Source organism: Pseudomonas typographi, assembly GCF_014694385.1.
Classification (GTDB): Bacteria; Pseudomonadota; Gammaproteobacteria; order Pseudomonadales; family Pseudomonadaceae; genus Aquipseudomonas; species Aquipseudomonas typographi.
On record NZ_JAAOCA010000014.1, the window covers coordinates 134,990 to 149,430 of the forward strand.

Consider the following 14,441-nt stretch of genomic DNA (forward strand, 5'->3'; position numbering starts at 1 on the left):
CGTGCCCGCGGCGTTTCGCCGGGCACAGGGGCGGCCACAATCACCTGCCCATGGCCCTGCCAACCCACATGAGCCAGCGCAGGCGAACCCGCCGGCTCAGCCGCGCTCCACCGCCAGGGCTACGCCCTGGCCGCCGCCGATGCACAGCGTAGCCAGGCCCTTGCCCGCGCCACGCCGCGCCATTTCGTGCAGCAGGGTGACCAGCACCCGGCAGCCCGAGGCCCCGATCGGGTGGCCCAGGGCGATTGCACCACCGTTAACGTTCACCCGGGCCATGTCCCATTCGAGCTCGGCGGCGACCGCCAGGCTCTGGGCGGCGAAGGCTTCGTTGGCTTCGATCAGGTCCAACTCGCCCAAGGCCCAGCCGGCTTTTTCCAGGCAACGGCGGGTGGCCGGTACCGGGCCGATGCCCATGATGGCCGGGTCTACCCCGGCACTGGCATACCCGGCTACCCGCGCCAGCACCGGCAAGCCCAGCGCCTGCGCGCGGGCTTCGCTCATCAGCAGCACTGCGGCGGCGCCGTCGTTCAGGCTGGAAGCATTGCCGGCCGTCACGCTGCCGTCTTTCTTGAAGGCCGGCTTGAGCTTGGCCAGCGCCGCCGCCTCGGTACCGGGCCGTGGCTGCTCGTCGGTGTCGAACAGCACCGGCTCACCTTTGCGTTGAGGTATCGAAATGGGGGTAATCTGCCCCTTGAAGTACCCGGCCTCGATGGCCGCCGCGGCCTTTTGCTGGGAAGCGGCGGCGAAGGCGTCCTGTTGCTCGCGGCCGATACCGTACTGCTCGGCCAGGTTCTCGGCGGTGATGCCCATGTGGTAGTCGTTGAAGGCATCCCACAGGCCGTCGCGAATCACACTATCGACCAGTTGCCCATGGCCCATGCGCAACCCGGTGCGCGCCGCGGGCAATATATAAGGGGCCAAGCTCATGTTCTCTTGGCCGCCGGCGATCACTATCTCGGCATCTCCGCACCGGATCGCCTGCACCCCCAAGTGAACGGCTTTCAAGCCTGAGCCACACACCTTGTTCAAGGTCAGCGCCGGCACCTGGGCGGGTAACCCGGCCAGGATGGCCGCCTGGCGCGCTGGGTTCTGCCCGCTGCCGGCCGTGAGCACCTGGCCTAGGATCACCTCGTCGACCTGGGCCGGCGCCACGCCGGTACTGGTGAGCAATTGGCGGATCACCGCCGCGCCCAATTCTGGGGCCGGCACCTGGGCCAAGCTGCCCTGGAAACTGCCGATGGCGGTACGGGTGGCGGCGACGATCACGACCTGTTGCATGGGTATCTCCTGAAGAGCCTGTTGTTGTAGGCCGATCATCAGCGCCGGCCACTCATTTGTAAAATTTGCTTTTCAAATACATTAATAGGCCGGGCAAAACAGTGAGGAAATCAAGCGCTCGCGATGCAGGGGCTCGAACGTGCGAAAAAATGCCTGGTCGGTGGCCTGGTAGGCGCTAACGCCTAAGGCCCGACTCTTCGACATGTCGGTGACCACTTCAATCGGCCGCCCCAGGTCGGTGTCGCGTAGTAGAAGTTCGGCACGTCCAGGCGGCTCTGGCTTTCGCGAAACGGCATGTGCGGCAGGCAGCCCGGTCACCAAGCCCACGTGGCGCACGCCGCGCCTATCGTTCAAGGCCTGTAGCAGATGGCGCCCATCGCCGCGTTCACCTGGATGTTCTGCGCCTCGGTGGTGTGGCGCGCCCACGCAGTGAAGAACACCCAGATGCCGCACGCCTGGGCCACGGCTCGATGCTGTTCCCCACCTGGCTGGTCCCGCCAGGCATTGGGTGCCCGTGCCGGAAGGCTACGAGGGCAGCGAAAACACCGAGCCCATGCCGATCAACCTGGTGTACCACACAGCCGTTATCTGCCGCCAAGGTGCAACTGTTTCGCGACTTTTTGCTCGAAGCCATCGGCCAGCCGCCTTATTGGGACCAATGGCGCAGCGGCACGCCGCACTCTTAGGTGCTAAACCGGTCTATGGGGAGTTATTTTAGCGACCCTCCCACCTTCTACCGAGCAAGAGTGACCCACCCCATGGCCAAAGCCGCTGACATCGTTGTGCAATGCCTCGAAAACGAAGGCGTGGAATACGTTTTCGGCATTCCCGGCGAAGAGAACCTCGACCTGCTCGAATCGCTGCGCACCTCGCGCAAGATCAAACTGATCCTCACCCGCCACGAACAGCCGGCCGGGTTCATGGCCGCCACGTATGGCCGCCTGACCGGCAAAACCGGCGTGTGCTTGTCTACCCTTGGCCCTGGCGCCACCAATTTGGTCACCGCCGGCGCTTACGCCTACCTGGGCGGCATGCCGATGATGATGATCACCGGGCAAAAACCGATCAAGAAATCCAAGCAGGGCCGCTTTCAGATCCTCGATGTGTGCGGCATGATGCAGCCGCTGACCAAGTACACCCACCAATTGACCTCGGCCGACAACATCCCTTCGCGGATTCGCGAAGCCGTGCGCCTGGCCGAGGAAGAAAAGCCCGGCGCGGTGCACCTGGAATTGCCCGAAGACGTCGCCGCCGAGCACACCGACAGCACGCCCATCCCGCCGAGCCTGTCGCGCCGGCCCATTGCCGAAGAAAAAGCCATACGCGCCGCCGTTGGCAAACTGCAAACGGCACGCAGCCCGATTTTGGTCCTCGGGGCTGGGGCAAACCGCAAGATGACCGCCCGCGTACTGCGCCAACTGATCGAAAAAACCGGCATCCCGTTCATCACCACGCAACTGGGCAAGGGCGTGGTAGACGAGCGCCACCCTCGTTTTCTTGGCAACGCTGCGTTGTCTGCCGGCGATTTCGTGCACCGCGCCTTGGAAGCGGCCGACCTGATCGTCAACATCGGCCACGACGTGATCGAAAAACCGCCGTTCTTCATGGTGCGCGGCGGCACCGAGGTGATCCACGTGAACTTCCGCTCGGCGGAGGTAGACCCGGTGTACTTCCCCCAAGTGGAGGTAGTAGGCGATGTGGCCAACGCCGTGTGGCAAATCAGCGAAGCCTTGGCGCCGCAGCCGCATTGGGACTTCGAACGCATCCTGGCCATCCGCGAGGCCAACGAACAGCAAACCGGCGAAGGGGCCGACGATGCGCGCTTCCCCCTGTACCCACAGCGGGTGGTGGCCGACGTCCGCCGTGTGCTGCCTTCCGACGGCATCGTGGCGCTGGACAACGGCATCTATAAAATCTGGTTCGCCCGCAACTACAAGGCGCACATGCCCAACACCGTGCTGCTCGACAACGCCCTGGCGACCATGGGCGCCGGCCTGCCTTCGGCCATGGCCGCGCGCTTGGTGCACCCCGACACACCTATCATCGCCGTGTGCGGTGACGGCGGCTTTATGATGAACAGCCAGGAATTGGAAACCGCCGTGCGCCTGAAGCTGAACCTGGTGGTGATTATCCTGCGCGACGACGGCTACGGCATGATTCGCTGGAAACAAGCCCAAATGGGCTTCGAAGACTTCGGCCTGGACTACGGCAACCCAGACTTCGTCAAATATGCCCAAGCCTATGGCGCCCAGGGCCACCGCGTCACCAGCGCCGAGGGCCTCAGGCCGCTGCTCGAAGCCTGCCTGGCCGAGCCGGGCGTGCATGTGATCGATTGCCCGGTGGATTATTCGGAAAACGACCATTTGCTGCATGTGGAGATACGCGACCGCGCGGCAGCCGTGTAAACCGGCCACATAACGGCGCCCCGGGGCCGCCCCGGCGGCGCCTACACACCACCCGAGAAGTTTGGCTATACTGCCGGCTTTTTTGCGCAGGGGCCCACGCCATGGCAAATAAGCGATACAGTTGCATTGGCCTGTTCAACCCAAAGTCGCCGGAAAACGTGGGCTCGGTGATGCGTGCAGCCGGTTGCTACGGGGTCAATTCGGTGTTCTACAGCGGCAAGCGCTATGCGCGCTCCCGCGACTTCATCACTGACACCCAGCGCGTGCACTACGAGATCCCGTTGATAGGCGTGGATGACTTGCAGATGATCATTCCCTTGGGCTGCATCCCGGTCGCCGTCGAACTGGTCGAAGGTGCGCGACCCCTGCCGCAATACACCCACCCGGACCGCGCGCTGTACATTTTCGGCCCCGAAGACGGCACACTGGATAAAAGCGTGCGCAGTTGGTGCGAAGACACCATCTATATTCCCACGCACGGTTGCATGAATTTGGCCGCCACGGTGAACGTGGTGCTGTATGACCGCATGGCCAAGGGCAACAACACCCGCTCCGGGCCAGGGCTCAAGTAAGTCGCCGCACCTAGGGAGACGCCTGCCCTGCAGGTTTTTTATAGTTGTTAGGCCCCCTTCAACACAGCGGCGAGCCCTCCCCGGCAACGCAAACCGTCGGCCAGCCGCTAAACCCAGGGGGGTCGGGAGGCTAGCCCACAAACCCAGCGTTCCAAGGCTAAAGGGTCTACATTGACCCTCGCGTTGAGGTGCTCCCGGTTCGTATGGCACGAAACATCCCCCTGCCGCCATGGTCACACCCCCATGCACCATGCGTCGGTATGCACGGCGCGCACACCTGACCCAGAGGGCCCAACATGAACACCCAAGCACTGCTCGATATTACCCACGCCCTTGTCGCAGACGATAAAGGCCTTCTGGCCATGGATGAAAGCAGCTCCACCTGCCGCAAGCGCTTCGTCGAGCAAGGGATCGACGACACCGAGCCGATGCGCCGCGCCTATCGGGAGTTGCTGATCACCGCACCGCGGCTGGGCGACAGCGTGAGCGGGCTGATTCTGTTCGATGAGACCATCCACCAGGCCAAACAGGATGGTACGCCCTTCGTCGAGTTGATTCGCCAGGCTGGGATGATCCCGGGGATCAAGGTTGACTTGGGCGCCAAGCCGCTGGCCGGGCACCCCGGTGAAACCATCACCGAAGGGCTGGATGGCTTGCGTGAGCGCCTCGAAGGCTATTACACACTCGGCGCCCGCTTCGCCAAGTGGCGAGGGGTGATTCACATTGGCCATAACACGCCCAGCGACACCGCGATCGCTGTGAACGCCCATGCCCTGGCCCGTTATGCGGCGCTGTGCCAGGAAACCGGGTTGGTGCCTATCGTCGAGCCGGAAGTGTTGATGGACGGCGACCATTCCCTGGCCCGCTGCGCCGAAGTCACCGAGCGAACGCTGCATGCGGTGTTCGCCGAACTCACGGCCCAGGGCGTGTTACTGGAAGGCATGTTGCTTAAGCCGAACATGGTCACCAGCGGAGCGGATAGCAGCGAACAGGCGGGTGTCGAGGCGGTAGCCGAAGCGACGCTGGCCGCCTTGCTGCGCTGCGTACCCGCGGCAGTGCCCGGCATTGCGTTTTTGTCTGGCGGGCAAACCCCGGAGCTTGCCAGTGCGCATTTGAATGCCATGCATCAAGGCCGCCCATTACCCTGGGCGCTCACGTTTTCCTACGGGCGCGCCTTGCAACAACCGGCGTTAACGGCCTGGAACGGTGAGCCGGCGAACGTCGAGGCGGCGCAGCAAGCGCTGTCGCAGCGCGCGGCCTACAACCGCGCAGCCTGCCAGGGTACTTATCGCGAGGGTTGAGGGGGGCCAGAACCCGGCCCCCCAAAGATAAGCACCGGCATTACCACTTCAACACCCGCGGGCCGAGGGCTGCGCCGGCTACCGCGGGCAGGGCCATGCCCAGCACGTACCAAGCCCCCCAAAAGGGAATTTGCATCTCCGGGCAGTGCAAGCAGTACACCAGGGTGGCGGCCGCCCCGGCCAGTAACCCGGCCGCCGCACCCGCCGGGCGCAAACGGGTGGGTGCCATGCCGCCCATGGCATGCATCAAGGCGATGAAACCGGGCACCGACAATAATGCAATGGCCAACGGGCACACGGCCCAGGTTTGCCCCGCCAGCAGCGGCCATAACTGGCCTGGCGGGACAGCTGCCAGCACAGCTACCGAGGCCACCCACAGCGCCGCCACCGGTACGGCGATGCCGAGCCAGGCCCCGCCCAGTGCAACCCCGGGGCGCCCCAGGCGGGCGCACACCCACGCGCAACCGCCCACCAGGGCCGCCGCGAACAGCACCTTGAGCCAAAAACGCGCCTGGGTGGCCGCCTCGGCCAAATCCGGGCGAATACCCAGCGTACCCAGCATCAATACGCACGCCCCTGCCACGGCGAGCACTATCGCCCACCCCAGCCGGCGCGCCACCCAGTGGGGGGCAACGGAGCCGGCAGAGCCTTCCAGCAGGGAGATCAGGTCATCGGTTCGCATGTTGCTTTTCTACCAGTCACGTGCCCAGGGCACGCGCGTGGCCGCTGCCGAAGGTGCTGAGCAAAAGTTATACCAAGGCAAAAGCATAGAGGCGCCGCGTTAGCCGGGCAACGCGGAATATTTTTTTCTGCCGCTGTAACAAGCCGGCCAACCCCTGCGTAGTACCTGGCAGGCCAACAACCGTTGCCCTGAAAACACTCATTGTGGAGTTTTACCTATGAATGCTCGCCACCTGGCTATCGCCCTTGCAGGTTCCCTATCCTCGGCCATCGCCGTGCTCGCCACCACCGCCCACGCTGCAGACGCAGCCGCCCCCGAGAAATGCTATGGCGTGGCGTTGAAGGGGCAGAACGACTGCGCGGCAGGGCCCGGCACCACCTGCGCCGGCACCTCCAAGGTCGACTACCAGAAAAACGCCTGGAAGCTGGTCCCGGCCGGCACCTGCACGCAAATCAAGACGCCCAACGGCAGCGGTTCGCTCACCCAGGGGCCCGGCCCCGCCTAAGGCAGCCAAAAGGAGCTGAACATGCCATGCCTGCGCTTGCCTGATGATGCCGGGGCCGCGTTCAAACCCGAGCACTTCTCGCACATCGACCAAGCCCGCCAACCGGTCGGCTTCTTCGAAATCCATGCGGAAAACTACATGGGCGCAGGCGGGCCGCCCCACGCCCGGCTGGGCCGCCTGAGCGAAGACTACGCCTTGTCGGTACACGGCGTTGCCCTCTCGCTCGGCGGCCCGGGCCCACTGGACACCGAGCACCTGGGGCGGCTAAAGGCGCTATGCGACCGTTACCAGCCAGAAAGCGTTTCCGAACACCTGGCCTGGTCACGGCATGGGAGCACCTACCTTAACGACCTGCTGCCATTGCCGTACAACGCCACCACCCTGGCTCGGGTGGTAGGCCATGTGTCGCACCTGCAAGAGGCCCTGGGCCGCACGGTGCTGTTGGAAAACCCGTCGACCTATGTGCGCATGGCGCACAGCGATATGCACGAAACGGATTTTCTCGCCGAGGTGGCGCGCCAAAGTGGGTGTGGCTTGTTGCTAGACCTGAACAACGTGCAAGTGTGCGCGGCCAATCACGGCTTCGACCCGTATCAATATCTGGCCCGGTTTCCCCTGCACGCCGTTGCGCAGGTTCACCTTGCCGGGCATGCCCTGAGCGTGGACGACCACGGGCACACATTGGTGCTCGACAGCCACGACAGGCCGGTTACCGATAGCGGTTGGGCGCTGTATGAAACCCTGATCGAACGCCACGGCCCCTTGCCCACGCTGGTGGAATGGGACGCGAGCATTCCTGCCTGGCCCTGCCTGCTGCGCGAAGTGCGCCAGGCCCAGGCGATCCTGGCCCGTTACCGCAGAAGGAACCCGTGATGTGCACCCCGATCTACGACCGCTTCGCCGAGGCACTGTTGGCACCGGCCGGTCACTACCCCGGCGACTTGTTCAAGGGTAATGAGAGCCAGTTGCGCCACGGTTTTGCCGCCTACCGCAACAACGTAATCGGCAGCCTGATCCAGGCGCTGGCCTCACGCTTTCCGGTCACACATACACTGGTCGGCGAGGCATTTTTTCAGGCCATGGCGGCGCAATTCATTCACGTGTCTGCGCCACAATCCCCGATGCTGGCCGATTATGGCGACGGCTTGGCCGCGTTCGTCGCTGGCTTCGAACCGGCGGCTTCGGTTCCCTATCTGGCCGACGTCGTTCGGCTGGAAACCGCTCGCAGCCAAGCGTACCACGCCGCCGATGCGCCGCCGCTGGCGGCAGCAGCACTGGCGGCCGTGCCAGCGCAGCAACTGCTGGGCCTTCGCCTGACCTTGCACCCCGCGGCACGCGTGGTGCGCTCGGCCTGGCCGATCCTGACCCTATGGGAAATGAACACCGGCGCCCGCCCCTGGGCAGAGCTCGACCATTGGCGCGGCGAGCATGTGCTGGTTGCAAGGCCGCATTTGAACGTGGTCTGCCATCGTTTGGGCGAAGGGCAGGCCATGTTTCTGCATGCCCTCGGCGCCCACCTAACGTTATCGCAAGCCTGCGAGCAAGCGCAGCGCGAGCACCCCGGCTTCAACCTCGAAGGCGCAATGGTCTGCGCGCTACAGGCCGGCGTTTTTCTCAGCTTCAGCTAACCCAACACAGGTACCTCACCATGTATGCAAGCGAAAGCCGCCTTTGCCCCGCCCCCCTTCGTTCGTTCCTGCAGCGGGTTGGGCTCGCGCCCCATGACCTGATCGCATTGCTGGCGCGCATTGGCGTGGGCGGTGTGTTTTTTCAATCGGGCCAAACCAAGCTCGACGGCTGGCAACTGGCCGAATCCACCGTTTATTTGTTCCAAACCGAATACCGGCTGCCGCTGATCGATTCGGCCCTTGCCGCCTACCTGGCAGCCTTTTGCGAGAACGTTTTTTCCGTGCTGCTCATATTGGGGCTGGCCAGCCGCCTATCGGCGGGGGTGCTGCTGGCCATGGCGGTGGTGATCCAAGTGTTCGTTTACCCCGGCGCCTGGCCGACCCATGCGACCTGGGCGGCGGCATTGTGGGTGGTGATCGCAGGCGGGCCCGGCCGGGTCGCCCTAGACGCCGCCATAGCGCGGGTACTGAAGCTCAGCAGCCGGCCCGCGAAACCCCGCTAAGCGCTCAACCCAGTGCGCTGCGATACAGCGCAGCCAGCGACTTCAGCGCTCGGTGCAGGGCCACCCGCACCGCACCCTCCGACATGCCGAGCTGTTGTGCGGTGTCGCGAACGGTGCTGCCCTCAAGCGAAATCAACTGCACGATGTCGCGTTGCGGGCGCGAGAGCCGTTCGAGCAAGGCCTCCACGGTGTAGCTGTCCTCACCCTCATGGGGGTACTCGGCAGGTAGGGTATCGATCACCTCTTCCAGGGGAACATCGATGTGGCGGCCACGCCGCCTCATCGAGTCGATGAATTTGTTGCGCGCAATGGTCGAAATCCATGGCCCAACGGGCCTTTTGCTATCCCAGGTCGCACGCTTGAGGTGGACGGCGAGCAGGATTTCCTGAACGACATCTTCGGCGTCAGCCGGTACACCCACTTGGCTGCAACGCCGCCGTGCCAAGCCGCGAAGGTACGGTGTAACAGCCTGTAAAAACGCCCTATACGCTTGCTGATCGCCTGCGTTACCCCGGGCAAGCAACACACTCCATTGTGATTCAAGGCTTTTGCTCATGCCGTGCCCATGGTGTTCGGAAAAACGCCGGCCAGTACCCCTACGGTTCACGTGTCTCTGCCACCGCGGCCTGGCGAAACGGGGCGTACCATAACGCTTCTGTTCGCCGGCGTGGACCGTTGGGGGCCACAAAACCGCCACAGGACGTTACAGGTTGTGGCAACAGCCATTGAGCGACACCGCCGGCCTATGCACCCGTGGCCGATAGCCGACCATGAAACGCTCAGCTATACTGCGCTCACATGCACCCTAGCGTGTGCTTCTCGCCACCATCTCCAGCCCCACAGCAGCCACTACGACGCGCTTTTTCCTAGCGCCCAGGGCGGTAGCATTCCATTCGTGCACTGGCGCTACCGCAACACCACCGCCTATCGCGGCGCCACAAAGTGGGCCCGGCCGAACTGGCGGGGGGCCTGTAGGTAATGTTTCCGGCCCACCATGGCCCGGGAACGCATGGAGTGATCCTCAAGGCCTGTGCCCAGGCGCAGTTCAGCCCTAACGTTGTGCAACATGCCCGCCAAATGCCCCCCCCGCGGGGCTGGTCGCTGGGGGTATGGGCGTTGCACTGATGCCAAGCTTGTTCCTCGACGCGGTTCAGCCTCGGGGCGTGGCGCTTATGGCGCTGTATGGCGAAGGCGCCCTGATCGCCTACGAACTGGCGATGGTCTATCGACCACAGAGCGTTTTGATTTCAAAGCCTCGGTTCACCTCGCCGAAGGCCTGCCTGGCCGAGTTAGCGAGCCTCTGATCGGGTAAGCCGCCGGCGAAGCGATACCCCAACGTACATCTTTTGCCACCGAGGCTGCGGCGCGATCGCGCACGCCCCTGCATCCCGACCACCCACTACTCCCCCGGGCGCTCGCCCGTGGGCGCGAGGCGCTCATCATGAAACGATTTCAAGCGTTGGACAGCTTCAGGGGGGTGTGCGCGATGTGCGTCGCCGTTTACCACCTGCACATCGCCCAGAGCGTGGGTGAATGGGCGTTTTTTCGCAACGCCCATTACCTGGTGAGCTTTTTCTTCGTGCTGAGTGGGTTCGTGATGCTGCACACCTATGGCCCACGGCTGGGCTGTGCGCGGCAGCTCAAGGCATTCATGATCAGCCGCACCTTTCGGCTGTATCCATTGCACGTGGTCATGCTGGTATTGGCCATCGGCCTGGAAGTCATGAAACTACTGGCCGAGCAGCACGGCTGGGTATTCAACCAGCCCAGCTTCACCGGCCAGCGCGCGGTGGGAGAGATGCTGCCGAACCTGTTGTTGGTACAAGCCTGGTGGCCTGCATTCAACGCACAGTCGTTCAACTACCCCGCCTGGAGCATCAGCGTTGAATACTGGACATACCTGATCTTCGCCCTGCTGTTATGGGCATTCCACACACAAGCGCTGAGGCTGTTCGCCGGCGTGGCACTGGCCGCGTTCCTGGCCCTGGCCGTGGGGTATGCGGGCCTGACGCCGTTGGTATGGCAGGGCTTGTCGTGTTTTTTCGCCGGTGCCGTCACCTACCGGCTTTATTGTGCGGTGCGCGCCGCCACGCCAGTTGCCCCTTGGCTGTTCACGGCGTTGGAGATCGCCAGCCTAGGGCTGGTGATGGCGGCCCTGGTCGCGCCTCTGCCACAAAAGGGTATCCTGCTGAGCCTGCTGTTTTGCCTGGTGATCCTGGTGTTCGCCTTCGACGCTGGCGCGCTCTCGGCGTGGCTGCGCCAGCGCCCGTTCGCGATGCTGGGCCAATTGTCGTATTCGATTTATATGGTCCACGCCTTCGTTATCTTCTTCGCCACCTTGGCGCTCACCTTGGGCGGCAAGATACTCGGCAGCCACTGGGTGATTTATCCCAGCGATGGCGCGCCTCCTTACCTGTCACTGCACGCTGCCGGTTACGACAACGCCCTGTTGCTGGCGCTGCTGGCGGTAATCGTGGGTGTGTCTTGGTTCAGCTACCGGCTGATCGAACTTAAGGGCATCACCGCGGGCAAGTACTTGAGCCAACGCGGCCGGAGCGGGGTGCTGGCGGCTAGGGAAGGTTGAGCCAAGCCGGAGGGGCGACGGCTCATTGGCCTGCCAGCTCGGGGCGATACGCCCATCCTTATGTGTGCAGGCAAACCCGAACGGTCGCTCACTTTTAGCACTCAAATCATTAGCCTACGAAGCAACTGGTCAAAAGTTGGCCATTTGCTATACCTCTAGAGGATCCAAATATCCCATAAGCGCAGTGCAAAAAAAAACAGCGGTTTGGCAGCCGCGATAACAGAGAGTGAGCATGGACAACATCGTAGTCGCCGACAAAGCCACCCAGCAAATCAGCGAAGCGGCATGGGGCGATATGCGGCTAAATGGTCCGAGCGTGGTGAAAGTACCGGTGGAGCCCGCGCAGGTGGCCACTGCCACCCGCAGCGGCCAGGATCTACTCTTGACCCTTAAAAGTGGCGAACACATTACTGTCAGCCAGTTTTTCACGGCCAATACCGCTGGGCAAACCAGCGACATGGTGTTCGAAAATGAAAACGGCGCGCTATGGGAAGCCCATTACGACGCCCAAGCCTTTAAGGGTTTTGCCTTCGAACCCCTCGCCTCCATCGACGAACTGCTCGCCGGCGCCGGTGTGGTAGGCAGCGCCACCCCTGAATGGGCGATCGCCGGGCTCGGTGTGCTGGGCGCTGGCGGCGCTGTGGCCGCAGCCAGTAGTATTCATTCCGATGGTGGCGGCAATGGCGGCGGTGATGTGGCCGCGCCCGCGCGCCCTACCCAACTGGCCTTGAGCGCCGACGGGCTGACCGTGAGCGGCAACGGCGAAGCAGGCACCACCGCCAGCGTGCGCGACGCAGCCGGAAACCTGCTCGGCAGTGCCGTGGTGGGCAGCGATGGCACGTTCCAGATCACGCTGCCCGCACCCTCCCCCGACGGCGAAACGCTGCAGGTGCAACTCACCGATGGAGCGGGCAATGTTTCCTTACCCGGCATCCTGCAAACGCCGGGTGTGCTCGCCGATGCGCTGCAAGGCCTCGCCATCAGCGCCGACGGCCTCACCCTCACAGGCCACGGCGAGCCCGGCGCCACAATAGTGGTGCGCAGCCTTGACGGCAGCGTGCGCGGCACCGCGCAAGTAGCTGCCGACGGCACCTTCTCGGTTGGCCTGGACACCGCACACCTCAACGGCGAAGTGCTTCAGGTGAGCCAGGCTGACGCCGCCGGCCACGCCGAAACGGTCACCTTCAACGCCCTGGACGTTACCCCGCCGGCAGCGCCCACTGAGCTGGCCATGGCCAGCACCGGCTTGGAATTAAGTGGGCGGGCCGAACCCGGCAGCACAGTAGAGGTGCGTGACCTCGACGGTGGCGCTCGGTAGCACATTGACCGGCACCGATGGTCATTTTCAGGTCCTGCTGAGTAGCCCCCGAAACAATGGCGAAATCTTGGAAGTGATTGCCGCCGACGCGGCTGGCAATATATCGGCACCGGCCATTCTCGCGACCATCGATACCACTGTGCCACCGGCCGTCACGGACCTTGCGGTATCGGCCGATGGTTTGACCGTGACCGGCTTCGGTGAGGCCGGCGCAGGGCTGAGCGTCAGCGATGCCAACGGCTACCTGCTCGGCAGCGGCAACGTCGACAGCGACGGCCGCTTCAGCCTGACGCTGGACACCGCCGCGACCGCCGGCAGCCAACTGACCGTGATGGAGCGTGACGCCGCGGGTAATACCTCGCCGCCCGCCACTGTCGTTGCGCCCGGTGCCTTCGCGCCCAACGTGCCCAGCGGCCTGGCCTTGAGCAGCGACGGCCTGACGCTAAGCGGCACGGCCGACGCCGGCAACACGGTGCGGGTGTTCGGGCGGCTGGCGAGCTATTAGGCCAGGCATCGGTCGATAGCAGCGGCTATTTCAGCGTGAGCCTGGCCAGTGCCCAACTCAATGGCGAGGTGCTCAGCGTTAACGCCACCGCCACAAACGGATTGAACTCGTTGCCCGCACACCTGGTAGCGGCCGACGTTACCCCGCCGGCAGCGCCTAGTGACCTTGCGTTGGCCGTCGATGGCGGCAGCCTCGGCGGCCACGGCGAAGCGGGTGCCACGGTGACCGCTCGCGACACGGCTGGCACTGTACAGGGCACTGCCCAAGTGGCCGCCGATGGTAACTTCACCCTCGTATTGGCCAACCCACTGGCTAACGGCCAGCAATTGGCATTGACGCAAGCCGACCATGCCGGGAACGTATCGCCCATCGCCAACCTGTTTGCCCCCGACACCACTGCACCCAGCGCCCTCAGCAGCGTGGCGATCAATGCCGCGGGCGCGCAAGTAACCGGCGTCGGCGAACCCGGTGCCACGGTCACGGTCACTGATACCACCGGCGTTGTATTGGGCACCGCCCAAGTGTCGGCCGGCGGCACATTCAGCATAGTGCTGGCGCCACCACAGGTGAATGCGCAAGTGTTGAGCGTGCAGCAAGCCGATGCTTCGGGAAATATGAGCGTGCCCACCTCGGTCACCGCGCCAGATCTCACACCGCCAGACGCGGCGCTCAACCTACAGCTGACCAATGGCGCCCAGTTGAGCGGCACTGGCGATGCCGGCACCCACGTGCGTGTGGCGCTTGCCGACGGCACACAGTTGGGCGACGGCACCGTAGCGGCCGACGGCACGTTCACGGTCAACCTGGGCGCCCCCCAGGCGAATGGCCAAGTGTTGCAGGTGACCCTCACCGATGCCGCGCAAAACATCTCACCGGTGGCCAGCCTCACCGCGCCAGACACTACCGCCCCGCTGGCCCCGGCCGCGCTGCAACTGGTAAACGGCGGCGCGCTACTGGAAGGCACTGGCGAAGCCGGCGCCAGCGTGACCGTGACAAGCCAGGCCGGGGCGCTATTGGGCACCGCTGAAGTGGCGGCGGACGGCACCTTCCGTGTGGCGCTGAACAGCCCGCAACAAAACGGCGAAGCCTTGCTGGCCAGGCAAAGCGACGCTCAGGGTAATACCTCCCCTCCCGCCGAGATCACCGCCCCCGACCTCACC

16 protein-coding genes and 1 pseudogene are annotated in these 14,441 nt (G+C 64.1%); 13 read left to right on the forward strand and 4 right to left on the reverse strand.

The features are described 5' to 3' along the window. Positions 1-96: 96 nt before the first annotated feature. Together HAQ05_RS12980 and HAQ05_RS12985 are read right to left on the reverse strand one after the other, a co-directional pair. Entirely contained in the window at positions 97-1,278 is a 1,182-nt protein-coding gene (locus tag HAQ05_RS12980) for an acetyl-CoA C-acetyltransferase (protein ID WP_190421188.1), read from the reverse strand. Between the two features lie 81 nt (positions 1,279-1,359). Then, positions 1,360-1,632, reverse strand: a complete 273-nt coding sequence (locus tag HAQ05_RS12985) for a hypothetical protein (RefSeq protein ID WP_190421230.1) — start codon at positions 1,630-1,632, stop codon at positions 1,360-1,362. Positions 1,633-2,036: 404 nt separating this feature from the next. Between HAQ05_RS12985 and HAQ05_RS12990 the strand changes: the two genes are divergently transcribed. From HAQ05_RS12990 to HAQ05_RS13000, 3 genes are all read left to right on the forward strand, one after another. Further along, a complete protein-coding gene (locus HAQ05_RS12990) occupies positions 2,037-3,683 on the forward strand; it encodes an acetolactate synthase large subunit (RefSeq protein WP_190421189.1) in 1,647 nt (548 codons plus the stop codon). 101 nt (positions 3,684-3,784) lie between these two features. Beyond that, positions 3,785-4,255 carry an RNA methyltransferase gene (locus HAQ05_RS12995; protein ID WP_190421191.1) on the forward strand — a complete coding sequence of 157 codons (471 nt, stop codon included), beginning with the start codon at positions 3,785-3,787 and terminating at the stop codon, positions 4,253-4,255. Between the two features lie 296 nt (positions 4,256-4,551). Next, positions 4,552-5,556, forward strand: coding sequence for a class I fructose-bisphosphate aldolase (locus tag HAQ05_RS13000; RefSeq protein WP_190421193.1), 1,005 nt, complete (start codon positions 4,552-4,554; stop codon positions 5,554-5,556). 40 nt (positions 5,557-5,596) lie between these two features. On the opposite strand, the gene HAQ05_RS13005 is transcribed toward HAQ05_RS13000, so the two are convergent. Beyond that, positions 5,597-6,238, reverse strand: coding sequence for a DUF1109 domain-containing protein (locus tag HAQ05_RS13005; protein ID WP_190421195.1), 642 nt, complete (start codon positions 6,236-6,238; stop codon positions 5,597-5,599). 217 nt (positions 6,239-6,455) lie between these two features. On the opposite strand from HAQ05_RS13005, the gene HAQ05_RS13010 reads away from it, so the two are divergent. Genes HAQ05_RS13010 through HAQ05_RS13025 form a run of 4 tightly spaced genes read left to right on the forward strand, consistent with a single transcriptional unit; the run spans position 6,456 to position 8,874 of the window. Beyond that, a complete protein-coding gene (locus tag HAQ05_RS13010; RefSeq protein ID WP_190421197.1) occupies positions 6,456-6,743 on the forward strand; it encodes a BufA1 family periplasmic bufferin-type metallophore in 288 nt (95 codons plus the stop codon). 21 nt (positions 6,744-6,764) lie between these two features. After that, complete coding sequence (gene bufB / locus HAQ05_RS13015) at positions 6,765-7,616, forward strand: MNIO family bufferin maturase (RefSeq protein ID WP_190421199.1); 852 nt, start codon at positions 6,765-6,767, stop codon at positions 7,614-7,616. Beyond that, positions 7,616-8,371 carry an HvfC/BufC N-terminal domain-containing protein gene (locus HAQ05_RS13020; RefSeq protein ID WP_190421201.1) on the forward strand — a complete coding sequence of 252 codons (756 nt, stop codon included), beginning with the start codon at positions 7,616-7,618 and terminating at the stop codon, positions 8,369-8,371. The genes bufB and HAQ05_RS13020 overlap by 1 nt, the downstream gene beginning before the upstream one ends. Positions 8,372-8,391: 20 nt before the next feature. Beyond that, positions 8,392-8,874: a DoxX family protein gene (locus HAQ05_RS13025; RefSeq protein WP_190421203.1), complete on the forward strand. Its 483-nt coding sequence runs from the start codon at positions 8,392-8,394 to the stop codon at positions 8,872-8,874. Between the two features lie 4 nt (positions 8,875-8,878). Here the strand turns inward: HAQ05_RS13025 and HAQ05_RS13030 are convergent, their stop codons facing one another. Then, complete coding sequence (locus HAQ05_RS13030; protein WP_190421205.1) at positions 8,879-9,430, reverse strand: sigma-70 family RNA polymerase sigma factor; 552 nt, start codon at positions 9,428-9,430, stop codon at positions 8,879-8,881. Between the two features lie 577 nt (positions 9,431-10,007). On the opposite strand from HAQ05_RS13030, the gene HAQ05_RS13035 reads away from it, so the two are divergent. The 6 genes and pseudogenes from HAQ05_RS13035 to HAQ05_RS13055 form a co-directional block, all read left to right on the forward strand. Further along, positions 10,008-10,178 carry a hypothetical protein gene (locus tag HAQ05_RS13035; RefSeq protein ID WP_190421207.1) on the forward strand — a complete coding sequence of 57 codons (171 nt, stop codon included), beginning with the start codon at positions 10,008-10,010 and terminating at the stop codon, positions 10,176-10,178. A 137-nt stretch (positions 10,179-10,315) separates the two neighbouring features. Continuing rightward, positions 10,316-11,458 (forward strand): acyltransferase family protein, encoded by a 1,143-nt coding sequence (locus tag HAQ05_RS13040; RefSeq protein ID WP_190421209.1) that lies wholly within the window; start codon positions 10,316-10,318, stop codon positions 11,456-11,458. Positions 11,459-11,690: 232 nt separating this feature from the next. Next, a complete protein-coding gene (locus tag HAQ05_RS13045; protein ID WP_190421211.1) occupies positions 11,691-12,776 on the forward strand; it encodes an Ig-like domain-containing protein in 1,086 nt (361 codons plus the stop codon). Continuing rightward, a pseudogene (locus HAQ05_RS29490) lies at positions 12,763-12,840 on the forward strand (hypothetical protein); the annotation flags it as partial. The gene HAQ05_RS13045 and the pseudogene HAQ05_RS29490, both read left to right, overlap by 14 nt. 9 nt (positions 12,841-12,849) lie before the next feature. Then, positions 12,850-13,281: an Ig-like domain-containing protein gene (locus HAQ05_RS13050; RefSeq protein WP_338050214.1), complete on the forward strand. Its 432-nt coding sequence runs from the start codon at positions 12,850-12,852 to the stop codon at positions 13,279-13,281. 35 nt (positions 13,282-13,316) lie between these two features. Then, on the forward strand, positions 13,317-14,441 hold a 1,125-nt coding region (locus HAQ05_RS13055), incomplete at its 3' end, for an Ig-like domain-containing protein (RefSeq protein WP_338050212.1).